Here is a 21636-nt window from a genome sequence, read left to right on the forward strand (position 1 = left end):
CCGACCCCAAATGGAAACGCTATAGAACACTGCTATGAGAAAGCCGTCAGCCGGCTCTAGCTGACGGCGTTCCTTTTGCCGAGGAGGGCTGCGCGGATCTGTTCGCTTTTGCTCAACAGCGGAGCGGGAACCGGTGCTGTCTGCTCGGGCGCGTCGGCTTTGCCGGTAGCCTGCTTGAGGCTCAGGAAGCGGTTTTGCGCGACCAGCCGGTCTTCGGGCGACAGTGGTTCGACGGGTTCACCGTCAAGGTCATGGCGCATGGAATCCGGCTGGGCGCTGGCGAAATAGTAGCGCCGGCCGTGGACGTAGGCCGCGGTCGCCCGCCTGAGCGTCGTGACGCCGGCAGCGGGCTTCAGGAGCGGGCGGAGTTCGTTGAAAAGGCCGACGGCAAAAGGCAGGACCGGATCTCCCGCCTTGGCAGGAAGGACGCCAACCGGCCGGATCAACAGCGTGTTGATCGCGTTTGCCTTCTCCACGTCGAGCTCGGTTGCCGCAATCGGTCCGCGGCTGATCTTCCAGGGCTTGTCCATGCGTCCTCCATGTTACGTCCATAGCGACCGACTGTGATGGTATCTTGACGGACAGGGGCGAGCAACGGAAGTCGCACATCGTCGGTTCCACTGCAAGCAGGTGAGACGCGGAACAGGAGCCTGGTGGCAAAAAGCCGCTCCCCCGGGGCCGATATGGTCCGGTGTAATCGGTTGGCGTTTCATCTAATCGTTTTTATCACGGAATATGCATTGACCTGCCGCATCGATTACACTTCTTATCCGCGCCCAAGATGGAGTGACCGGCCCAGGGAGGATATATGCGGGTTTTCTCGAGCATTGACGAGCTGCGCCACACGCTCGATGCGCTGAAGCGGCAGGGGCGGACCGTCGGCCTTGTTCCGACGATGGGCTATCTCCATGCCGGTCATATGGAGCTGGTCTCGCGGGCTCGCGCCGAGAACGACATCGTCGTCGTCTCGATTTTCGTCAATCCGCTGCAGTTCGGCCCGGCGGAAGATCTCAGCAGATATCCACGCGATCTGGAACGCGACGCCGCCATGCTGAGGCAAGCCGGCGTCAATTTCCTTTTTTCACCTGGCGTCGAGGACATGTATCCCCGCCCGATGCTTGCTGTCGTCGACGTTCCCGATCTCGGGCGCGAACTCGAAGGAGCGCTGCGGCCGGGGCATTTTGCCGGCGTCGCCACAGTCGTCTGCAAGCTTTTCAACATTGTGCAGCCGCAGACCGCCTATTTCGGAGAGAAGGATTACCAGCAGGTCGTCATCATCAAGCGCATGGTGGACGATCTGGCCTTGCCGGTGCGCGTGATATCGGTGCCGACGGTCAGGGATAGCGACGGCCTCGCATGGTCGTCGCGCAACGTCTATCTCAGCGAGGCGGAGCGGCGTGCCGCGGTGATCGTCCCTCAGACCCTTGACGAGGCCGAGCGCCTGGTCGCCGACGGCTTGACCGATCCGGTGGAACTCGAGGCAAAGCTCACGGCGTTTCTTAGCCGCGAGCCTCTGGCAAGGCCCGAGGTCGTCGCCGTCAGGGATGCCTCGACGCTGCAGCCGGTCACGTCGATCGCGGAGCCTGTCGTCGTGGCGCTCTTCGTTCGGCTCGGCTCGACACGGCTTCTCGACAACAGGGTCGTCAGTGACAACCGAATTGTTGGTGACAACCGAGTGATCGGGAACAACAGGGTTGTCGGCGGGCGGAGATTGCCGGGAAAGGGAGTGACCCGATGAGCGCGGCCGGAATTCAGAAGCGCCTTACACCAGTGCGCATCTCAGCAATGAAAGGCGGCAAGCCGATCGTCTGCCTGACCGCCTATACGACGCCCATGGCGCGGCTTCTCGATGAGCATTGCGACCTCCTGCTGGTCGGGGATTCGCTCGGCATGGTGCTCTACGGCATGGAAAGCACCATCGGCGTGACGCTCGACATGATGATCGCGCACGGCAAGGCGGTGATGCGCGGCGTCGGCAGGGCCTGCGTCGTCGTCGACATGCCGTTCGGCAGCTATCAGGAATCGAAGGAGATCGCCTTCCGCAACGCAGTGCGCATCCTGCAGGAAACCGGCTGCGATGCGGTCAAGCTGGAAGGGGGCGAGGAGATGGCCGAGACCATCGCCTTTCTGACCAAGCGGGGGATCCCGGTCATGGGCCATATAGGCCTGATGCCGCAGCAGGTTCAGACTGCAGGCGGTTATCGGTCCGTCGGCCATTCCGAACACGAGACGTCGAAGATCCGCCGTGACGCCCACGCCATCGGCGGCTCGGGTGCCTTTGCCGCTGTCATCGAGGGCACGGTGGAACCGCTCGCCCGCGAGGTGACAACCGCCATGCACATCCCGACCATCGGTATCGGCGCCTCTTCCGCCTGCGACGGCCAGGTTCTCGTCTCCGACGACATTCTGGGGCTCTTCAGCGATTTCACCCCGCGTTTCGTCAAGCGCTACGACGAACTCGGCAAGAGGATTTCGGCCGCCGCCGCCGCTTATGCCGAAGAGGTCCGGTCGCGACAGTTTCCGGCAGCGGAGCATACGTTCAAACGGCGATCCTGAGACGAGGCGATGTGAGCTCCATCACCGCGCGATATACTGTTCGCGCATGCTGTCGGCTGACCGGCGAACCGCCTCGGAAACCTGCACGAGCTGCTTGGCCATAGGCGTCGAATGGCGCCAGATCATCCCGATCGTTCGCGACGGCTGCGGAGATTGGAAGCGCGAAATCGAAACATGCGCCGAGCGCGTTTCGAGGGGAACGGCCATCTCCGGGATCAAGGTGATGCCGATACCGGCGCTGACCATCTGAACCAGGGTGGATAAAGAGCTGCCTTCCATGACCTCCCGGGGGCGGGCCGGCCCTATCTTGCAGAACGACAAGGCCTGATCGCGAAAGCAATGGCCTTCCTCAAGCAGCAGCAACCGCATTTCGCGCAGCGCCTCGCGTTCGGGCACCGGCTTGCCCTCGTCTTCGGGCCGCCGGACCAGCACGAATTCTTCCTGGAAGAGCTCGAGCTCGGTCAGCGAGGGCTCGGATACCGGCAAGGCAACGATTGCCGTGTCCAGCTGGCCTTGCGCCAGCTCGTGAACCAGCTTCGACGTCTGCGTCTCGCGCACCTCGATCTGGATGCCGGCAAAGCTCCTGTTCAGATCGTTGATGATCGCTGGCAGCAGATAGGGCGCAATCGTCGGGATGATGCCGATGCGCAGCCGCGTCAGGAAAGGATCGCGCGCGGCACGCGCCAGATCCGCCAGTTCGTCGACGCCACGCAGGATATCGCGGATCCTGAGTGCGACGCTTTGGCCGAAGGCGGTCAGCTTCACCTCACGCGCGTTGCGCTCAAAAAGCTCACCGCCCAACTCTTGCTCAAGTTCTTTGATCTGCATTGACAATGCCGGCTGGGAGATCGCACAGGCGTCGGCGGCACGTCGGAAGCGGCCATCTCTAGCCAGTGCTTCAAAATAACGTAGCTGTTTCAGGGTAAGGTTCTTCATAAGTTCAACTTATCGCAACGATCAGTAAATCCAACTTAAATTTATTACATGCTTCCGATATGAAGACTGCAAGGGGAGAGTGGGGCGCCAGCTCGGCTCATCTTTTTTACGCGCAGAGAGATCAAGCAATGAAGGAGACGATCATGGACAACCCCACTGACAGCGCAGGCAAATGTCCTGTGCCACACGGCAATACGCCTCGCAGCAGCCGATCCAACCGCGACTGGTGGCCAGACCAGTTGAACGTGCAGATTCTTCACCACAATTCCGGCCGCGCCGACCCGCTCGGCCAAGCCTTCGACTATGCCGAGGAGTTCAAGAAGCTCGATCTCGACGGCCTGAAGAAGGATCTTCACGCGTTGATGACGGATTCGCAGGATTGGTGGCCGGCCGATTTCGGTCACTATGGCGGCCTGTTCATCCGCATGGCCTGGCACAGCGCCGGCACATACCGCATCACCGATGGCCGCGGCGGCGCCGGGGCTGGCCAGCAGCGTTTTGCGCCACTCAACAGCTGGCCGGACAACGTGAACCTCGACAAGGCTCGCCGCCTGCTGTGGCCTATCAAGCAGAAATACGGCAACCGCATCTCCTGGGCTGACCTGTTGATCCTCACCGGCAACGTCGCGCTCGAATCCATGGGTTTCAAGACCTTCGGTTTCGCCGGCGGCCGCGCCGACGTCTGGGAGCCGGAAGAACTTTACTGGGGTCCTGAGGGAACCTGGCTGGGTGACGAACGCTACAGTGGCGAACGCGAACTGGCAGAGCCGCTTGGCGCCGTGCAGATGGGCCTTATCTATGTCAACCCGGAAGGCCCGAACGGCACCCCGGATCCGCTGGCATCCGCCCGCGACATCCGCGAAACCTTCGCCCGTATGGCGATGAACGACGAAGAAACCGTGGCGCTGATCGCCGGCGGGCATACCTTCGGCAAGACCCATGGCGCTGGCGATCCGTCGTTTGTCGGTGTCGACCCGGAAGGCGGCGAGCTCGAAGCTCAGGGTCTGGGCTGGACCAGCAAGTTTAACACTGGCGTCGGTCGCGATGCCATCGGCAGCGGCCTCGAAGTGACCTGGACCCAGACGCCGACCCAGTGGAGCAACTACTTCTTCGAAAACCTGTTCGCTTTCGAATGGGAGCTGACCAAGAGCCCGGGCGGCGCGCATCAGTGGCAGGCCAAGAACGCTGAAGCCTCCATTCCGGATGCCTACGACGCCTCGAAGAGGCACCTGCCGACCATGCTGACCAGCGACCTCGCGCTGCGTTTCGATCCTGTTTACGAGAAGATTTCGCGCCGCTTCCTCGAAAATCCCGACCAGTTCGCCGACGCTTTCGCCCGCGCCTGGTTCAAGCTGACCCACCGCGACATGGGACCGAAGGTGCGCTACCTCGGCCCGGAAGTTCCGGCCGAAGACCTGATCTGGCAGGATGTGATCCCGGCCGTCGACCACCCGCTTGTCGACGACAAGGACATTGCCGACCTGAAGGAAAAGGTTCTCGCCACCGGCCTCACGGTGCAGGAACTCGTCTCGACCGCCTGGGCGTCGGCCTCGACCTTCCGCGGCTCCGACAAGCGTGGCGGCGCCAACGGCGCGCGCATCCGCCTTGCCCCGCAGAAAGACTGGGACGCCAACCAGCCAGCCCAGCTCGCCAAAGTCATCGGCGTTCTCGAAGGCATCCAGAGGGACTTCAACGCAGTTCAGACCGGGGCCAAGAAGATCTCGCTCGCCGACCTGATCGTTCTCGCCGGTGCAGCCGGCGTCGAGAAGGCGGCGGCAGCGGGCGGCAACGCTGTCAGCGTGCCCTTTACGCCGGGCCGCACGGATGCTTCCGAAGCCCAGACCGACGCGCATTCCTTCGCAGCGCTCGAGCCGCGCATCGACGGCTTCCGCAACTATGTGAACGGCAAGCGCCATCAGTTCATGAAGCCGGAAGAAGCGCTCGTCGACCGCGCCCAGTTGCTGACGCTGACCGGACCGGAAATGACCGTCCTCGTCGGCGGCCTGCGTGTGCTGAAGGCCGGCGCGCCCGAGCATGGCGTCTTCACTTCGCGTCCCGAGACGTTGACGAACGACTTCTTCGTCAACCTGCTCGACATGGGCACGCAGTGGGTTCCCCTCGCCGGCAAGGAAGGCGTCTATGAAGGCCGCGACCGCAAGACTGGCGCCGCCAAGTGGACCGGCACCCGCGTCGACCTGATCTTCGGCTCGCACTCGCAGCTTCGCGCCTTTGCCGAAGTCTACGGCCAGGCCGATACCAAGGAGAAGTTCGTGAGGGACTTCGTCGCGGCCTGGACCAAGGTTATGAGCGCCGATCGTTTCGATCTCGTCTGATCTACAGCATTTCGCCCGGGGGCAGTTTCGGCTGCGCCCGGGCATTTTTTCATCGGAGACCGGACCTACCGCCCGACCGTCCAGTTCTCGGCACGCCTGATGCTCGATTGGGCGGCGACTACCCCTCCTCCGTCATCCCTGTGCCCTCAGTGCTTTGCCCGAGTGATGTCACAGGGATCCAGCGCGTCCAAGTCCTTGGGCGCGGGAGACTTCCTTGCTTTGATAAGAGTCATTCACCACGCAGACGCGCGGTGGCTGGATTCCTGTGACGTCCCTCGGGCCAAGCGCGAGGAAGGGAATGAGGAGTGTGCCCCGATCGTGAGGCCGTCTCGGGGCTTTTAACGAGGCAAAATGCCGAAAGGCGAAAGTGACAGCAGATCGGGATCAGTCGTCGCCGTTGCCGTCGCTACCTGGGCATGGTTTATGCTGTAGCCGTAGGTGAGGACGCGGTCACCGTCGATCATGAAGAATTGCGCCTGATCCAGGCCGGGCCGCAGGTTACCCGTCACGGTGACGGTCTCGTACATTCTTGCCAGGTGCAAAGGCTCTTCCGGAACGACACGAACCAGTTGGTTAGGCGGAGGGGACGGCATGTGACTGCAGGCTCCGGCCCAAGGCACCAGCATGAATTCGTAGACAAGATCGCCATCCTGGTCGACCGGCAGCACGAAGCCCGTCAATTCGATCGGATGCTCCTCTCCATGCCAGGCGAGTGTTTCGCCCTGTGGGCCGCTCACCGCCTTGCCCGACAGCGGAACCGTCGCTTTGGGCTGATCGGCCGGCCGTAAAGCGTTCCAGAAAATAGGCTGAGCTGCAGCGAAGGCGTCAGAAATTGGGCATGCGAAACCAAATGCCAGCGCCGCGAACGTCAGGAGGAAAGGTTCGTGTTTCATCATTGCATCTCCATCGGGCCGGCCGCTTTGACCACCTTGCCGCTGCCGTGTGGATGCTACTCCCGATCCCGCTTAGCCGTCAAAGCTTCCGGCGCGAACTACTCAGGGCTCTGCGGGGAGCAAGGAGAGGATGTGCGGTGGCCGCCCCCCTCGACCGGAGGCAATAGCGCGGGGGAACGACGACCGAGTGGTTGGCAGTCAGGAGGACCCCACGTGGGGTGAACGTGGGATCTCCCTGCCGGATCTGCGGGCTGGTGAAGCCTTACTTCTCCGGCATCATCGAAGAGTGGTGCGAGGTAATCAGCCAGTTCTCGTCCTTGAACTCATAGGTATAGGTGTAGCGGGCGGGAATCTTCGAGCCGTCCTTCAGGCTGAAGGTGTAGGTGCCGGTGTCGACAGCCCAGTTGCAGCCGATCTTGACGTCGCGGCTATCGATATGGCCCTTGGGCTCATTCGCCAGGAAGTGCTCGAAGTAATCGATCCGTTCCGCCTGGGTCAGGCGAGGTTTGTCCGACAAGGTCGCGAGCAGCACGGAGTCGTCACTGTAGTTCTTGGCTACCTCCTGGGGGCTCAGCGTCGCGAGTGAGGTATTCCAGCGGTCGAAGAGCTTGGCGATTTCTGCCTCGCTTGTCGGCGCACAGGTTGCGGTTTCGGTAGCCGCCGCAGCCGACTGGACCTGAACGAAACCGAGAACGAGGGCGGCAGCAATGATGGTACGCATTTTGACTTTCCTATGTAGCGGTTCCGGCGGACATCGCATCGGTCGACCGCATGACCAACATCTAAGGTGCCCAATGCCGCCGCCCCATCTGCCGGGTGGCTCCGATCGGGTCTGCCGAACGGCATAGATGACATTCCTGCCGGAATGACTATCGTGCCCGCGTCATTCATCTCGGAGCAGTACCGTCAGGCATGAACCACGATACAGGCACGACGCATGCGCCGAACGTCACGGAATTGAGGGCCCTTTACCGGGCGGCGGAAGCGCGCGCGGCCCGGCTGCGCTTCATCATCGAGGCGCGAAACCTGCTTGACACCCAAGCCTTCGAAACGGCTGCCCAGGAGGTTCTATCGCGGCTCGCCGACTTCGCGGGAGCAGCCTTTGCCGAGCTCGTTTTTCCATCCTTGCAGGGAGATCTGCCGGTGCAGCTGATGGTCGGCAAGTCGACGAGCCCGGGAAGCGACAGCATCTTATTTACCTCGCAGGACGGCTCCGGTTTCCACCTCACGTTGATCGGTCCGTCCAGAGGCCGCGCCATCGACGCCGACGATCGGCAGACATTGGAGGTGGTGGCAGGTCAACTGGCCGACGCTTACAATCTTGATCGGCAGGCGGCGGAAAATCAGGCGCTTCTCGGCGATCTGGAACGGCAGCGCAGCGAGCTCGCAGCCCTCGTGGCGCAGCTGATCCAGGCGCAGGAGCAGGAGCGGCAGCGAGTGGCGCTCGATCTTCACGACGGCTCGGCGCAGCTGGCAGCAGGCCTCAGCTATCGCCTGCAGGACCTTGCGGCCCGCATCGGCGAGGCGCATGTCCTGAAGCCCGAGATCGACCAGCTGGCCGCACTGGCGCGCCATTCCGTTGCGGATCTCAGGGCGGCGATCGCCGATCTTCGCCCGCCCGAACTCGATGATCTCGGCGTCGCCGCGGCTCTGCGCACGCGTCTCGATGCAATCGACGATCTCGAGGTGATCGCCGATCTCGATGCTGCCGCCGATCGCTGGCCGACATCGACCGGGATCATCTTCTATCGCGTCGCGCAGGAAGCGATCACCAATGTGATCAAACACGCCGAGGCGAGCCGCTTGGTCGTGCGCCTCTTCGAGGACGGTAAGGGCGAAGCGCATCTCGAAGTGATCGACGATGGCAAAGGCATCGGGGAGGTGCGCCATCCCCAGATGCGGGGCGGGCAACTCGGCATCGTCGGCATGCGGGAACGGCTGGCGCTGCTCGGCGGCCGGATCGAGATCGAGGCCGGGTCTTCGGGCGGCACGCATGTCCGCGCCGCCGCCCCTCTTCAGCAGGAGACGACATCAGAATGACGGCATCGATCCTTGTCGCCGACGATCATGACATCGCCCGCGCAGGTCTTATCGCCATGATCGGCGGCGAAGACGATTTTCATATTGCCTGGGACGTGCGCGACGGCGTCGAAGCGGTGGAGGCCTGTATGCTGCACAAGCCGGATCTTGCTCTCCTCGACATCCGCATGCCGCGCATGGACGGCCTCGCCGCAACGAGGGAGATCCGGCGCGTGTCGCCGGGGACACGCGTCATGATCATCACCATGCATGACAGCCTCGACTACTTGGAAGCTGCGATCGAAGCAGGCGCCACGGGCTACCTGCTCAAGGATGCCAGCCGGGAAGACATTCTCCGCACGATCCGGCGCGTCCTTCAGGGTGACGCCTTCTTCGACGGCCCGCTCGTGGCCAGACTGTTGCGCCGCGCGGCCACCAAGCCGCAAACCAACAGCAGCGCTCTGGAGACGCTGACCATCCGGGAGCGCGAAGTCCTGTCGAAGGTGGCCGAGGGCCTGACGAACAAGGAGATCGGCCGGGCCCTGAAAATCTCGCCTGGTACCGTGAAGATCCATGTCGAGCGGATCATCGGCAAGCTCGGCGCTGGCGACCGGACGCAAGCCGCCGTCATGGCTGTGCGCGGCGGGTTCGTGTCAACATCCAGGGAAGAGCAGCAATGACCGCGACGACGCGCCGGCAGGCGCTACGCTTCGCCGATCTGCCGCTGAGGGCAAAGGGTATCGTCATCATCACTGTGCCGCTGGCGCTGCTGCTTGCGGCTCTCGCTTCCGTCTTCGTGGCCGACCGGCAAAGCAGGATTGCAGAGGATCAGGTGCGGGTAACGCTCGAAATCCAGTCGGGCATTCAAGAGATCCATGCCTCGATCGCCGAAGCGGCCACCGCGATGCGTGGTTATCTGCTGACCGGAAGAGCCGATTTTCTTGATCCCTTCAACCGGGCCGAGGACAGATTGCCTGTCGTGCTCGACGAGGTCGGCCGGCGATTGCGAGATGAAGAGCAGAAGAACCGCCTCGAACGCATCCGCACTCTCGTCGTCGCGAAAGTCGATCGTCTCCAACTCCTGAAACAGGCCGACATCCTGCGCGCCGGCGGACGCGAGGACCTTGCGGCCAAGCTCATCGAGGGCAAGCAGGTCCTCGATGTGCTGAGACAGGAAATCGACGCGATGAGCCGGCGGGAGGCGGATCTGCTTCACGCGAGGACCGAGGCCGCGGACCGGGTTCGCACTCTGTCGCGAAGCCTGATGATCGCAGCCGGCTTTCTTGGTTTTGCCGGCGCGCTCGTCGCCGTCTTCCTGTTTTCGGCAAGCATCGTGCGCCGTGTGCATGCGCTGAAAGCTGAGGCGCATCGGCTGTCGCAAGGCGAGGTCGTGACGGTGGCGGATCCCTTCCGCGATGAACTCGGCAGTCTCGGACAGGCGCTCGAAGATGCGAGCGTCCTTCTGAAAAAACGCGAGGCGGACCTGACCGAGAGCGAGGAGCGCTTTCGGCAACTGGTCGAAGGCGTCAGCGACTACGGCATCTTCGGGCTCGATACGTCAGGACGGGTGATAAGCTGGAACGCAGGCGCCGAGCGGATCACCGGTTATGGCGCCGAGGAAATCGTCGGGCAGCATTTTTCCCGCTTCTATCCCACGGAAACCAGGGACACCTTTCCGGCAGAAGAGCTTGCCGAAGCAGCCCTTCGCGGACGCACCGAAGCGGAAGGCTGGCGCGTTCGCAAGGACGGGTCGCAATTCTGGTCGCACGTCGTCGTGACCGCACTCCATGATGAGACGGGCCGGTTGCGCGGCTTTTCCAAGATCACGCGCGATATTACCGAGCGCAAGCAAATCGAAGAGGCCCTGCTTGGCGCCCGTGAGGATGCGATCCGCGCGAGCAACGCCAAGAGCGAATTTCTGTCGCGCATGAGCCACGAACTGCGCACGCCGCTGAATTCCGTGCTCGGTTTCGCGCAGCTTCTGGAAATGGACGTCACCGATACCGAGTCCAGGGAGAGCGTCGCGCAGATATTGAGGGCCGGCCGACATTTGCTCAGCCTCATCGACGAGGTTCTCGACATGGCGAGGATCGAGGCCGGGCACATGGATCTCGCTGTCGAAGCACAGCCCGTCGCCGAGGTGATCGATGAAGCCTTGTCGCTTGCAAGACCGCTCTGCGGTAAGCAGCAGATCACGATCGAGGTCGTCGAGCCGGTCGAGCCGGATCTTTCGGTGCTCGCCGACCGGCGGCGTCTGCTGCAGGTGTTCCTCAACCTCCTCTCCAATGCGGTGAAATACAATCGCCCCCAGGGAAGGGTAACCGTCAGCCACCGCGCGATGGATGGCGGCCGTATCCGCATCGAGGTCAGCGATACCGGTCCCGGTATTCCGGCCGAACGCGTCTCCCGGCTGTTCACCCCGTTCGATCGGCTGGGAGCGGAACGGATCAGCCGGGATGGAACCGGTCTCGGGCTCGCGCTGTCGAAACATCTGATCGACGCCATGGGCGGAACGCTCGGCTTCAGCAACCGGGAAGGCGGCGCCACTTTCCACGTCGATCTGCCACGCACGCCTGCAGCGGTAGAGGCAAGACCGGTTGCGATGGGAAGCCCGCCGTAAAGGCATCACCTTTGATTTGGCCGCGCCGCTTGATATCAGTTCGGCATCGCTTCAACGAAATATTGGGTCCATGACAGATTCCACCGATATCGTGCGCCGATCGACGATCCTGATCGTCGACGACGAGCCCGCCAATGTCTCGCTGCTGGAGCGCATTCTCAAACGCGAAGACTTTACGGCGCTGATCAGCACCACCGAGCCGCGCGAGGCCTTGCGGCTCTTTCGCGAACATCCTGTCGATCTCGTTCTTCTTGATCTGATGATGCCCGATCTGGACGGTTTCGCCCTGCTCGAGACCTTTGCGAGGCTCATCCCGGAAAACAGCTATCTGCCGATCCTGATGCTCACTGCCGATGCGACCTTGCCGACGCGCAGGCGCGCACTTTCGCTCGGCGCCAGAGATTTTCTGACAAAACCATTCGATGCGATCGAGGCCATCCTGCGCATCTTCAACCTTCTCGAAACCCGTATCCTGACCCTGGAGCTTGCCAAACACGGGCTGGCAACGCCGAAATCGGAGCGTCCCCGAATTGATTGATCGGGATCGCGTGGAATATGAGCTGACGCAATCGGGCAATCCTTTCTCATTCCTATGAAAACCCTGATTGGATGGGCCGAGCAGAACCACCCGGCAATCGCTAGCGCGCGGCAACGACACGAAAACGCTTAGCGCGAACTTCAAGAGAGCCTCATCCTGAGGCGCCCCGCAAGGAGCCTCGAGGCGGGCGCTTGCCCCGTCAGGCCAGCAGAACCTTGCCACCCGCTCGGAAGGGAAGAGCGGATTGCAGGGCTTGCCGGACATTTTCCAGGGGGAATACCTCCCGCACCTCGGTCGCGATGACCTTCGAAACGATCTGCGCCGCGACCTCGGAATAGGCCTGCTGCACGTCGCTCATGGCTTGCGAATGAACCCATTCCCGGAGGTGAAAATAGGAAAAGGAAATATCGGGATGGGACGCCCAGAATGAATTCGGAATGCTTTGGCCCGAAAGCAGGCCGTAATGCACGAAGCGTCCGCCCGGCCGCAGCGCATCGGCGAGGACTGCGGCGCGCGCACCTCCGACACAATCGAGCACCGCGTCGAGCCCATGCCGGCCGGCGAGCCCGGCAACCAGATCGCTTTCGCTTTCTTCCCTATCGATGATAACAGCCTCGACCCGGCCGCGCAGGCGCTCAAGTGATCTTTCGCTGCGGACGATGGCGACCGGTTCCACGCCCGCCGCGTTGGCGAGACCGATCAATATCGCTCCGATCGAAGAGGCGGCGGCATTGATGGCGATGCGCATGCCCGGCCTCAGCCCGATCTTGGCATGCAGCATCAACCAGGCCGTCATCGGATTGACGTAGCTCGTCGCAGCCTCGAAGTCGGTGAGCTCGTCAGGAACACGCAGGCACCAGCCGGGATCGTTATCCTTGAATTCCTGCCAGCCGCCGGCGCTACGCACCGGCAGCACGCGTGCCCCGGGGGAAAGCCCATGAACCTCTTCACCGCACTGTTCGACCACGCCGAACGCTTCGAAGCCGGGAATGAAAGGCAATGTCGTGCGTCCGCTATAAGCTCCCGAGATGGTGATGATATCGGAGGGATTGATCGCCCGCGCCAGCAGGCGCACCCTCACCTGGTAGCGCGCCAGCGGCGGCAGCGCAGCCTGCTCGAGCTCGACGACATCCTGAGCCGGGCCGAATTTTCGCACGACCGCCTGATATTGCATTGCATCCCCCACACACTGCGGTTAGATCAGCCCGTCGAATTTCGGTGATCGAATGAGCGTTGACGACAGGCCTTTAGCATCGTTCCGGGTCTCGATGCGAGACATCGACATCTATGGTCATGTCCACAACTCCCGTTATCTCGATTATTGCGAGGATGCGGTCGTCGAGTTTCTGCGGCAACGGCAAATTCTCAGCCATTTTCGTCACACCTCCTCGGGCGTTGCCTATCACGTGAAGAAGGCGGAGATCACCTTTCACAGCCCGATTGATCTCGACGATGTCGTCGAGGCAAAGGTGGACGTGGAGAAGATCGGGCGCACGAGCCTGTCCTTTGCCATAGAACTCTTTCGCCAGCGCGATGGCGCCCATTGCGCATCGGCGCAATTCGTCTGGGTCTGCGTCGGCCTTTCCGACAGCCGCCCGACGCCGATTCCCGATGCGACCAGAGCCGCTCTGTCTCCCGGCTGATTGCCGATCGTTCAAACCCGCGGGTGTCCATGCCAATCCATGCGCAGCTTCTTCGACATGCAACGGAGACACCGGACAAGCCGGCGCTGGTGATCGACGGGCATTCGCTCAGCTATGGCGAGCTCTATATGCGCGCCAAGGCAATTTATCGGTTTCTCCAGGATCTCCCTCGCTCGAACCGCCGCATGCTCGATCTGCCCGGTGTGGAGAAGCTTGCCGCTCTCAGCCTTGGCAACCATATCGGCTTTGCCGAATATTTTGCGGCGGCCACCGCTTTCCCGAATGCCTGCGCGGTCATCGACCCGATGATGCCGGCGGAAAGGATCGAACGCATTATCGAGCGGCTGGCGCCTGACGTTCTGTTTGTCGACGACGATGTCGGGCCGAGTGCTGAAATTGCCCGAAGACTCGGCATTCCTGTTGTGGCTGCCGGAGCGCAGGCTTTCGAGTTCGCCGCGGCGGAAGGTGAAGCCGAGCTGCCGGCCGATACTGACAAGATCTTTCTGATCGGCTTCACGTCAGGGACCACCGCTGAGCCGAAGGCCTATTATCGCTCACGCGAGCAGTGGCGCCGGAGCCTCGATCGGGGACGCGTCGTTTTCGAGCTCGAAGATGCGCCGTCGACAATGTGCCCGGGAGCCTTGGCTCATGGCCTGGCGCTTTATGCGCTGGTCGAAGCTCTTGATGCCGGGGCAACCTTCCATTCAGTCCGGAAATGGGACCCTGTCGCGGTCGCACGCACCCTCTCCTTCTGGCACGTCGAACGGCTGGTCGCCGTGCCGACACATATAGCCGGCATTGCAAGGGCATGGACGGGCAAACCCGCTCTGACCTCCTTGCGCGACGTCCTGACCGCCGGCGCAAAGCTTGACAGGAACGGGGTCGAGTCCATGCGCCGACTGTTTCCGAAGGCCCGTATCCGGGAATATTACGGGGCATCCGAGATTGGATTCATGACCGTCTCGACCCTTGTCGGGAGCGAGATCGATTTTCCGATCGACCGGGTCGGACAAGCCTATCCCGGCGTGGGAATTTCCATTCGCGACCCCGATGAAAACGACGTTGGGACCGATGTGGCGGGAACCATATTCGTTGACAGCGACCTGATCGCGGATGGATATCTTTGGGGCGACGACGGTCAGGCTTTCCGGGTCACAAAAGCCGGAGCGACGGTCGGAGATCTCGGCGAACTCGATGCCGATGGCATGCTGCGGGTGATCGGCAGGGCCGGCGGCATGATGATATCAGGCGGCAACAACGTTTATCCCGCCGAAGTCGAGAGCGCGCTCAAAGCCTGCCCCGGCGTAGAGGATGCCGTTGTCTTCGGGCTGCCGGACGCCTATTTCGGCCAGCGGATCGTCGCCGTCATCTCGGGAGAGACGATGGACCCGAAGATCCTGGCCGATCATTGCGCGCAGATGCTCGGGAAGTACAAGATCCCCAAGCAATTCTACCATATAAGGTCCTGGCCGATGACGAGCAGCGGCAAGATCTCGAGGGGGCAAGTGGAGACATCAGTGATCTCAGGAGACGATCGTGTCCTACGCCTTTCAGCCTGACGAGGATTGGCAGCCAGTCGTGGTTGCCGCCTACCGATCGCCGATCGGCCGGGCTTTCGGGTCGCTTGCCACTGTCGCGACGGAAGATCTGCTTGTGCCGATCATTCGTCGGATCCTTTCCGAAACGGGAATTGCACCCGACACGATAGACGACGTTCTGGTGGGCAATGCCGCCGGCGGCGGTGGAAACATCGCGCGGCTGGCAGCGCTCACAGCAGGTCTGCCCATGTCGGTTCCGGGTGTTGCGATCGACCGCCAATGCGGCTCGGGCCTGGAAGCGATCATCATCGCGGCCCGCTTGATCCAGGCGAAAGCCGGCGCGTGTTTTCTCGCTGGCGGCGTCGAGAGCGTCAGCACCGCGCCATGGCGCGTCGAAAGACCAAAGGCGAACGGGATGCCGCCGCGATTTTACGGGCGCGCCCGGTTTTCGCCTGAAACGATCGGCGATCCGGAAATGGGAATTGCCGCCGAAAACGTTGCGCGTCAATTCGGCATATCGCGGCAGAGACAGGATGAATTCGCCCTGCGCAGCCATAGGCTCGCCGTGCAGGCGGCCGAGGCAGGCATCTTTCGCCCCGAGATCGTTGACATCTCCACCGGCCACGGTCTGATCGAACGGGACGAATGCCCGCGCACGTCCACATCTCTTGAGGCTCTCGCAAACCTCCGGCCGGTCTTCCTGGCCGATGGTTCGGTGACAGCCGGTAATGCCTGCCCGCTGAACGACGGCGCCTGCCTGGTGCTGGTCATGAGCCGCGGGATGGCAAGGAGCATGGGCATCGAAAAGGGCCTTGCCTTCATCGATAGCGCTGCTGCCGGCGTAGACCCCAATCTGCTCGGCATCGGCCCGGTCGCTTCGACCAGGAAGCTGCTGCAGCGTCAGCCCGGGCTTTCGCTCTCCGACATCGATGCCATCGAATTCAACGAGGCCTTCGCGGCCCAGGTTCTGGCATCGCTGGATCAGCTCGATATTCCGGCCGACACGATCAACAGGAACGGCGGAGCAATTGCCTTGGGCCATCCGTTCGGGGCCTCCGGCGCAATCCTTGTTACCAGGCTGTACAGCCAGCTGATCCGCAACACCGGGGAAGTCGGGGCGCCCGGCGCCACTGCCTTGGCCATGATCGGCATCGGCGGAGGTATCGGGCTGACCGCCATGTTCGAGGCTGCTCAGCTTTCCTGACCCGGCGAAGGCGCAGACCGTCAGGCGGCGGCGCGTTTGTGATCGGCCGGATGCTGAAGCCGAAAGCCGATCGCCAGCCTGTTCCAGGCGTTGATCATCGCAACACCGATCGAAAGGGCCACGAGCTCGTCATCCGAGAAGTTGGCGTGCGCCTCTTCATAAACATCATCCGGCGCATGGCTTTTCGCGATCTGAGTGAGAGCCTCAGCCCAGGCAAGCGCGGCCCGCTCCCGAGTGGTGAAGAGCTGCGACTCCCGCCACGCGTTCAGAAGCTGCAGCCGGTCATCCGTTTCGCCGAGCTTCAGCGCGTCCTGGCGGTGCATGTGCAAGCAGTGAGCGCATCCATTCATCTGGGAAACGCGCACTTTGACGAGTTCGAGCCGAAGCTTTTCGCAATCCAGCCTTCAACGGCCACGAGGCCGTCGATGCCGCTGCTTCTATGGGCCATGAAGTTCAAACGCTTGATCATTCTTATCTCCATTGTGAGAGGATTGATCACGCAAGCCTCGGCTTGCGGGCCAGTGAATACGCCTTGCTTTCCGGGTCGGCCATCTGCCCCAAGGGTAGGTCAGGCCGATGCCTGTCGACGTGATGTTCCTCCATTTTGGCCGGATTCCTCGACCGCAGAGCCAGCTTCCCTACTGCGTTCGCATAGGGTGACAGCGACTGAGGAAGAATAGTTTGGGGCCGCGATCCGGCGCATTCTCCTGCCCATCGGTTTCAACCGGCCGCACCGGCGACGGTCCCGATGAAGTCGCTTCGCTCATCGAGGGCGCGGGGGCATGCCGAGCAAGCCTGCTCACCTTCAGGTCACCAGAGGACATTTCTCGTAAAGGACAAGGAGACTACCCATGAAAATCGTCGTTATCGGCGGCACTGGCCTCATCGGCTCAAAGACCGTGGAAAGATTGCGCAACAAGGGGCACGAGGTGTTGGCGGCTTCGCCGAACTCGGGTGTGGACACGATCACCGGCAAAGGCGTGGCGGAAGCACTCGCCGGGGCACAGGTGGTGCTCGATCTCGCAAACTCGCCCTCGTTCGAGGACAAGGCCGTCCTGGAATTCTTCAAGACGTCGGGCCGCAATCTGCTCAAGGCAGGGGCTGCCGCCGGCGTGAAGCATCATATCGCATTGTCGATTGTCGGCATGGAGCGGCTGCAGGGCAGCGGCTACATGCGCGCCAAGATGGCCCAGGAAGAGCTGATCAAGAGCTCCAGCATACCCTATACCATCGTGCACTCCACCCAGTTCCATGAATTCATGGCTGGCATCGCCCAGTCGGGTACCGTCGGCCAGACCGTGCATCTGTCGCCTGCCTATGTGCAGCCGATCGCCTCGGACGACGTCGCCGACGTCATGGCCGAGGTGGCGCTCGGCACGCCTGTGAACGGTACGATCGAGATCGGCGGGCCGGAGAAAGTCCGACTCACCGAAATCGTCACGCGTCTCTTCAAGGCGACGAACGATCCGCGGCAAGTGGTGGCGGATCCGCACGCCCGCTACTTCGGCGTGGAACTCGAGGATAATTCGCTCGTGACCGGGGCCAAGGCGCGGCTTGGCCAGATCCGCTTCGACGATTGGCTGAGCCGGCAGCCGCCCCAGAAAAAGAGCGCCTGATACCGGGCGCCCGACCCATTCCCATCAACGCAGGAGACCAGACATGCTCAGAAAAATGATCTCGGCGGCGGCGCTCGCCATTGTCCTTGCCGCCGGCACTCAGGCTCACGCCGCAGGCGGCGACGCTAAGGTAAGCGTCGTTTTCGACCAGAAGCTTCCGAATGTTCCCGGCAAGAGCATGCGGGGGGTGCTCGTCGAATATGCGCCGGGCGGTTCCTCGCCCGGCCATACGCACCCGGCATCGGCCTTCATCTATGCCACCGTTCTCGAAGGTGCGATCACCAGCAAGGTGAATGACGGCCCAGAGAAGGTTTACAAGGCCGGCGAAAGCTTTCCCGAATTTCCCGGCGATCATCACAGCGTCAGCAAAAACGCCAGCAAGACAAAGCCGGCGCGCCTGCTTGCGGTGTTCGTGCTGGATACCGACGAGACGGAACTGACGATCGACGACAAGTAACGCCATGCCCGATGCCCGGCGTCGCCGGGCATCGATTTCCCCGGCGTGTCTCAGGCCGCCTGCAGCGCCAGTTCCAGGTCGGCGATCAGATCGTCCGGATGCTCGATACCGATCGAAAGGCGGATCGTCGATTCCAGAACGCCGATGCGCTGGCGGACATCGGCGGGCACGCCGGAATGTGTCATGGCGGCCGGATGGCTCGCAAGCGATTCCGTGCCGCCGAGGCTGACCGCGAGCTTGAAGATCTGCAGCGCGTTCAGAAATTTGAACGAGGCGGGCTGACCGCCGCGGATGTCGAAAGAGAAGGTGGAGCCCGCGCCGGTGCATTGCGCGATGAAGGTCCGGCCGGCCGGCGAGTCCGGATCGTGGTAGGGCAAATAGTGGACCTTTTCTACTTTCGGGTGATCGCGCAGATAGTCGGCGACGGCACGCGCGTTGCTGTTTGCCCGCTCCATGCGCAGCTGCAGCGTTTCCAGCGAACGACCGAGCATCCAGCAAGAATGCGGATCGAGCTGCGTGCCGATCGCGCCGCGAAGGGCCTTGATCTGCTTGATCACCGCCTTGCGACCAAGAACGGCGCCGGCGATCAGATCGGAATGACCACCGACATATTTCGTCAGCGAATAGAGCGAGATATCGGCGCCGTGCTCGATCGGCCGCTGAAAGACCGGTCCGAGCAGGGTGTTGTCGCAGACGATGATCGGCATATGGCCCTGTCTTGCACCGATCATGTCGGCAACGCGTCGGATCATCGCGACATCGACCAGGCCGTTGGTCGGATTGGCAGGCGTCTCGATCAGGATGACGGAGACGCGGCCCTTGGTCATCGCCTCTTCCGCCGCCTTTTGCACCGATCCTTCGCTGACGCCGTCGGCAAATCCAATGGCGGCGACGCTGAAGTTCAGAAAAGTCTTTGCCAGCAATGTTTCGGTCCCCCCGTAGAGCGGCTGCGAATGCAGGATCGCATCCCCCGGCCGGACGAAGGCGAGCAGAGTGGTGGCGATCGCCGCCATGCCGGATGAAAACAGCACGCCGCTTTCCGTTCGTTCGTAGACGGCGAGCCTGTCCTCGACGATCTCGCTGTTTGGATGGTTGAAGCGCGAGTAGACGAGGCCCGCCCCCTTCCCCTCTGGCGGCTCGCGGCGGCCCGACACGTAATCGAAGAAGTCGCGGCCATCCTCGGCCGTCTTGAACACGAAGGTGGATGTGAGGAACACCGGCGGCTTGACCGCCCCTTCCGAGAGTTCCGGATCGTAGCCGTAGTTCAGCATCTGTGTTTCGGGATGCAGGGCATGATTGCCGATATGGGTTTTGGAAGGATGCGGCGCGGTCATCATAGTCTCCTGTGTCGGGACTGCAGAAATGTCAGAATACATCAAAACCATACGAGAGGAGCAATCATCGCGGTCAACTCCTGGTCTCGCCGAGAGTATCAGCGACATAGGCGCCGCGTGCTCCCATCGGCAGCGGCGCTCCCGTCGTCGTGTCCTTCGCAGTCTGATGCTCCAGTTCGGCGTTCAGTTCTCCTCCGACGATTAGAATGACCACGGAAAGCCAGATCCAGATGAGAAAGCCGATCAGCGCGCCGAGCGTGCCGTATGTCGCATTGTAGTTGGCGAAATGATCCAGATAGAAGGAAAAGCCGAGGGACATGGCGGCCCAGGCGATCGTGGTCAGAACCGCGCCCCACGTCATCCAGCGGAGCTTGGCAGGCTCGCGGCTGGGACCGAAGCGGTAGACCGATGTAACGGCCGCCGCGACGACCAGCAGAAGCAGCGGCCATCGCATGAGAAGGGCCATGTGCTCCTTGAATTGATCGAGCCAGAGATAGGAGAGGATAACAGGCATGACCCCGACAAGCACCACCATGACAACCGTCAAAAGCATCGCGCACAAGGTGAAGCAGAGGCCTATCAGGTTCAACCGGATAAGACCCCGCTTCTCCTCTTCCTCATAGGCGACGTTCATCGCGTCAAAGATCGCCAGCGTGCCGCTATGCGTGCTCCAAAGAGCGATGCCGAGACCGACGAAGAAGGTCACGCCGAGCGTAGCATCACGCCGGCCGACGAGCTCTTTGATTTGGTTGGCAATAAGATCGAACGCGCCTGATGGCATGAGGCCGGCCAATTCGCGAAGATGTTCGGATATGGTGGTCGGATCTGCAACCAGCCCGTAGAGTGATACCAAAGCCGCCATGGCTGGGAAGAGCGCCAGCAGCAGATAGAAAGTCACGCCCGCGGCAATCAGCGTGACCCGGTCGGCGAGGACCTCGTGGAAGACGCGCCAGAACACGTCGCGAAGGCCGCTGAAGGGGATAGCCTCGGGCGTGCTGGCGCTACGGCCACGATCGTCACCTGCGCGGTTGGTATGCTCAGGCGGGGCGACCGCCCTGCGCTCGGGTGCCTGCATCAAGACAAGTGCACCAATCGCTGCGGCCATCAATGCCGCCGCGATGGAGAATCTCTTGGGGTGAAACACATCAGGCATGAGGATGATCTCCGGTCTGGTGCGGAGATAACGTCGGGTGCCGCTAAAGGATGCAAGCCGTTGCTTTCTTGCGGACATTTAGGCCGGCGCCGAGGTCAGTCCGTTTCACAGGCGGGTCAGGCAGCTGGGAGTTGGAAGCGGTTGAAAGCTCGTCAAACTCCACCACGGCCGAGCTCGGTATCGCCGAAAGCCACAAATCCGAAGTAGTTTCAAAAAGTATAAGTCGTTGATATTGCTGATGCTGCTCCCTGATATGGAAGCGATGCTGGACTTTAGTTTCGTTACTGCATGGTAGGGAGTCGCTTCAACGCGTTTACCGATAGGCCGGCTTGGCGGCCGCGAGGCGGCAAATTGGTGCGCAGCTCGTACAAGGAGTGCGACTTGGACCTCAATTGCACCTGTTGCTATCTGATGCCGGCGCCTGTCAGCGACCGGACCGTGCAGCCGATGCGTTGTGCAGCAAGCCCGATGAAACAATAGCGCTGGTGACAATCGCCTGCAATAGCCGTTTACGTTATCAACGGGCAAATACTGGGTTCGCCCTGCAAACCGTTGCCTTCTCTGGGCGCGCCTCATAATGCGTCGCGAGACCGAGGTACTGCCCGCCTGCGGACGCGATCTCGATGGTGGTTGCTTGATGGCGTCTCAGCAACCGGCAGAACGCGCGTCGCAGTCGACCAAGTTGGCACGCGAAAGCAACTGCCCGTCAAGGGGGCGGAGGCATCATGCGCGCTGCTCCAGACGTCGGCCAGCCGCACCCTGGCGCTATGTGCCATCGGCGGCCCCTCCCCCCCCC

Annotated in this window: 19 protein-coding genes and 2 pseudogenes; 13 read left to right on the forward strand and 8 right to left on the reverse strand. The window is 62.0% G+C overall.

The window, feature by feature from the left end; translation table 11 throughout:
• Positions 1-56: 56 nt before the first annotated feature.
• Positions 57-530 carry a ProQ/FINO family protein gene (locus ACM5SV_RS24870; RefSeq protein WP_419425437.1) on the reverse strand — a complete coding sequence of 158 codons (474 nt, stop codon included), beginning with the start codon at positions 528-530 and terminating at the stop codon, positions 57-59.
• A 278-nt stretch (positions 531-808) separates the two neighbouring features.
• Here ACM5SV_RS24870 and panC point away from each other — a divergent pair, with 278 nt between their 5' ends.
• Together panC and panB are read left to right on the forward strand one after the other, a co-directional pair.
• On the forward strand, positions 809-1738 hold the full coding sequence (panC, locus tag ACM5SV_RS24875; protein ID WP_003562322.1) for a pantoate--beta-alanine ligase: 930 nt from the start codon (positions 809-811) through the stop codon (positions 1736-1738).
• Positions 1735-2556, forward strand: coding sequence for a 3-methyl-2-oxobutanoate hydroxymethyltransferase (gene panB / locus ACM5SV_RS24880; RefSeq protein WP_003562321.1), 822 nt, complete (start codon positions 1735-1737; stop codon positions 2554-2556). The genes panC and panB overlap by 4 nt, the downstream gene beginning before the upstream one ends.
• A gap of 21 nt (positions 2557-2577) precedes the next feature.
• On the opposite strand, the gene ACM5SV_RS24885 is transcribed toward panB, so the two are convergent.
• Positions 2578-3492, reverse strand: coding sequence for a hydrogen peroxide-inducible genes activator (locus ACM5SV_RS24885; RefSeq protein WP_003562320.1), 915 nt, complete (start codon positions 3490-3492; stop codon positions 2578-2580).
• 143 nt (positions 3493-3635) lie between these two features.
• Between ACM5SV_RS24885 and katG the strand changes: the two genes are divergently transcribed.
• Positions 3636-5825 (forward strand): catalase/peroxidase HPI, encoded by a 2190-nt coding sequence (gene katG / locus ACM5SV_RS24890; RefSeq protein ID WP_012755205.1) that lies wholly within the window; start codon positions 3636-3638, stop codon positions 5823-5825.
• Between the two features lie 338 nt (positions 5826-6163).
• Here the strand turns inward: katG and ACM5SV_RS24895 are convergent, their stop codons facing one another.
• Positions 6164-6721, reverse strand: coding sequence for a DUF3299 domain-containing protein (locus tag ACM5SV_RS24895; protein ID WP_003562318.1), 558 nt, complete (start codon positions 6719-6721; stop codon positions 6164-6166).
• 259 nt (positions 6722-6980) lie between these two features.
• Positions 6981-7439, reverse strand: a complete 459-nt coding sequence (locus ACM5SV_RS24900; RefSeq protein ID WP_003562317.1) for an SgcJ/EcaC family oxidoreductase — start codon at positions 7437-7439, stop codon at positions 6981-6983.
• Positions 7440-7630: 191 nt separating this feature from the next.
• Here ACM5SV_RS24900 and ACM5SV_RS24905 point away from each other — a divergent pair, with 191 nt between their 5' ends.
• From ACM5SV_RS24905 to ACM5SV_RS24925, 5 genes and pseudogenes are all read left to right on the forward strand, one after another.
• Positions 7631-8758, forward strand: coding sequence for a sensor histidine kinase (locus tag ACM5SV_RS24905; RefSeq protein WP_128449319.1), 1128 nt, complete (start codon positions 7631-7633; stop codon positions 8756-8758).
• Positions 8755-9417: a response regulator gene (locus ACM5SV_RS24910; RefSeq protein ID WP_017996070.1), complete on the forward strand. Its 663-nt coding sequence runs from the start codon at positions 8755-8757 to the stop codon at positions 9415-9417. The genes ACM5SV_RS24905 and ACM5SV_RS24910 overlap by 4 nt, the downstream gene beginning before the upstream one ends.
• Positions 9414-11357, forward strand: a complete 1944-nt coding sequence (locus tag ACM5SV_RS24915) for an ATP-binding protein (RefSeq protein ID WP_017996069.1) — start codon at positions 9414-9416, stop codon at positions 11355-11357. The genes ACM5SV_RS24910 and ACM5SV_RS24915 overlap by 4 nt, the downstream gene beginning before the upstream one ends.
• Positions 11358-11427: 70 nt before the next feature.
• The gene (locus ACM5SV_RS24920; RefSeq protein ID WP_419425438.1) at positions 11428-11895 is read left to right on the forward strand and encodes a response regulator; all 468 of its coding nucleotides are present in this window, start codon (positions 11428-11430) and stop codon (positions 11893-11895) included.
• Positions 11896-11902: 7 nt separating this feature from the next.
• Positions 11903-12027 (forward strand): annotated as a pseudogene (locus tag ACM5SV_RS24925) (transcriptional regulator); the annotation flags it as partial.
• Positions 12028-12094: 67 nt separating this feature from the next.
• Here the strand turns inward: ACM5SV_RS24925 and ACM5SV_RS24930 are convergent.
• The gene (locus ACM5SV_RS24930) at positions 12095-13069 is read right to left on the reverse strand and encodes a zinc-dependent alcohol dehydrogenase family protein (RefSeq protein ID WP_003562314.1); all 975 of its coding nucleotides are present in this window, start codon (positions 13067-13069) and stop codon (positions 12095-12097) included.
• A gap of 52 nt (positions 13070-13121) precedes the next feature.
• On the opposite strand from ACM5SV_RS24930, the gene ACM5SV_RS24935 reads away from it, so the two are divergent.
• From ACM5SV_RS24935 to ACM5SV_RS24945, 3 genes are read left to right on the forward strand one after another with little or no spacing between them, the layout of a single operon-like run.
• Positions 13122-13538: an acyl-CoA thioesterase gene (locus ACM5SV_RS24935; protein WP_003562313.1), complete on the forward strand. Its 417-nt coding sequence runs from the start codon at positions 13122-13124 to the stop codon at positions 13536-13538.
• Between the two features lie 29 nt (positions 13539-13567).
• Entirely contained in the window at positions 13568-15097 is a 1530-nt protein-coding gene (locus ACM5SV_RS24940; protein WP_003562312.1) for a class I adenylate-forming enzyme family protein, read from the forward strand.
• Positions 15075-16280 (forward strand): thiolase family protein, encoded by a 1206-nt coding sequence (locus ACM5SV_RS24945; RefSeq protein ID WP_222005011.1) that lies wholly within the window; start codon positions 15075-15077, stop codon positions 16278-16280. Before ACM5SV_RS24940 ends, ACM5SV_RS24945 begins: the two co-directional genes overlap by 23 nt.
• A gap of 20 nt (positions 16281-16300) precedes the next feature.
• Here the strand turns inward: ACM5SV_RS24945 and ACM5SV_RS24950 are convergent.
• Positions 16301-16749, reverse strand: a pseudogene (locus ACM5SV_RS24950) (carboxymuconolactone decarboxylase family protein).
• 382 nt (positions 16750-17131) lie between these two features.
• Here ACM5SV_RS24950 and ACM5SV_RS24955 point away from each other — a divergent pair.
• Both ACM5SV_RS24955 and ACM5SV_RS24960 read left to right on the forward strand, forming a co-directional pair.
• Complete coding sequence (locus ACM5SV_RS24955) at positions 17132-17896, forward strand: SDR family oxidoreductase (protein WP_003562309.1); 765 nt, start codon at positions 17132-17134, stop codon at positions 17894-17896.
• A 43-nt stretch (positions 17897-17939) separates the two neighbouring features.
• On the forward strand, positions 17940-18353 hold the full coding sequence (locus ACM5SV_RS24960; RefSeq protein WP_003562308.1) for a cupin domain-containing protein: 414 nt from the start codon (positions 17940-17942) through the stop codon (positions 18351-18353).
• A 50-nt stretch (positions 18354-18403) separates the two neighbouring features.
• Here ACM5SV_RS24960 and ACM5SV_RS24965 read toward each other — a convergent pair whose 3' ends face one another.
• Both ACM5SV_RS24965 and ACM5SV_RS24970 read right to left on the reverse strand, forming a co-directional pair.
• A complete protein-coding gene (locus ACM5SV_RS24965) occupies positions 18404-19687 on the reverse strand; it encodes a cystathionine gamma-synthase family protein (protein WP_003562307.1) in 1284 nt (427 codons plus the stop codon).
• Between the two features lie 73 nt (positions 19688-19760).
• Positions 19761-20840 carry a YihY/virulence factor BrkB family protein gene (locus tag ACM5SV_RS24970; protein ID WP_003562306.1) on the reverse strand — a complete coding sequence of 360 codons (1080 nt, stop codon included), beginning with the start codon at positions 20838-20840 and terminating at the stop codon, positions 19761-19763.
• Positions 20841-21636: the final 796 nt, after the last annotated feature.

It is taken from the genome of Rhizobium sp. CRRU65, from assembly GCF_048551595.1.
Lineage (GTDB): Bacteria > Pseudomonadota > Alphaproteobacteria > Rhizobiales > Rhizobiaceae > Rhizobium > Rhizobium leguminosarum_J.

Excerpts from the sequence above, each read along its gene's own strand:
- ACM5SV_RS24870 (WP_419425437.1), bottom strand. The coding sequence starts at position 530 with ATGGACAAGCCCTGGAAGATCAGCCGCGGACCGATTGCGGCAACCGAG.
- panC (WP_003562322.1), top strand. The coding sequence starts at position 809 with ATGCGGGTTTTCTCGAGCATTGACGAGCTGCGCCACACGCTCGATGCG.
- panB (WP_003562321.1), top strand. The coding sequence starts at position 1,735 with ATGAGCGCGGCCGGAATTCAGAAGCGCCTTACACCAGTGCGCATCTCA.
- ACM5SV_RS24885 (WP_003562320.1), bottom strand. The coding sequence starts at position 3,492 with ATGAAGAACCTTACCCTGAAACAGCTACGTTATTTTGAAGCACTGGCT.
- katG (WP_012755205.1), top strand. The coding sequence starts at position 3,636 with ATGGACAACCCCACTGACAGCGCAGGCAAATGTCCTGTGCCACACGGC.
- ACM5SV_RS24895 (WP_003562318.1), bottom strand. The coding sequence starts at position 6,721 with ATGATGAAACACGAACCTTTCCTCCTGACGTTCGCGGCGCTGGCATTT.
- ACM5SV_RS24900 (WP_003562317.1), bottom strand. The coding sequence starts at position 7,439 with ATGCGTACCATCATTGCTGCCGCCCTCGTTCTCGGTTTCGTTCAGGTC.
- ACM5SV_RS24905 (WP_128449319.1), top strand. The coding sequence starts at position 7,631 with ATGAACCACGATACAGGCACGACGCATGCGCCGAACGTCACGGAATTG.
- ACM5SV_RS24910 (WP_017996070.1), top strand. The coding sequence starts at position 8,755 with ATGACGGCATCGATCCTTGTCGCCGACGATCATGACATCGCCCGCGCA.
- ACM5SV_RS24915 (WP_017996069.1), top strand. The coding sequence starts at position 9,414 with ATGACCGCGACGACGCGCCGGCAGGCGCTACGCTTCGCCGATCTGCCG.
- ACM5SV_RS24920 (WP_419425438.1), top strand. The coding sequence starts at position 11,428 with ATGACAGATTCCACCGATATCGTGCGCCGATCGACGATCCTGATCGTC.
- ACM5SV_RS24930 (WP_003562314.1), bottom strand. The coding sequence starts at position 13,069 with ATGCAATATCAGGCGGTCGTGCGAAAATTCGGCCCGGCTCAGGATGTC.
- ACM5SV_RS24935 (WP_003562313.1), top strand. The coding sequence starts at position 13,122 with ATGAGCGTTGACGACAGGCCTTTAGCATCGTTCCGGGTCTCGATGCGA.
- ACM5SV_RS24940 (WP_003562312.1), top strand. The coding sequence starts at position 13,568 with ATGCCAATCCATGCGCAGCTTCTTCGACATGCAACGGAGACACCGGAC.
- ACM5SV_RS24955 (WP_003562309.1), top strand. The coding sequence starts at position 17,132 with ATGAAAATCGTCGTTATCGGCGGCACTGGCCTCATCGGCTCAAAGACC.
- ACM5SV_RS24960 (WP_003562308.1), top strand. The coding sequence starts at position 17,940 with ATGCTCAGAAAAATGATCTCGGCGGCGGCGCTCGCCATTGTCCTTGCC.
- ACM5SV_RS24965 (WP_003562307.1), bottom strand. The coding sequence starts at position 19,687 with ATGACCGCGCCGCATCCTTCCAAAACCCATATCGGCAATCATGCCCTG.
- ACM5SV_RS24970 (WP_003562306.1), bottom strand. The coding sequence starts at position 20,840 with ATGCCTGATGTGTTTCACCCCAAGAGATTCTCCATCGCGGCGGCATTG.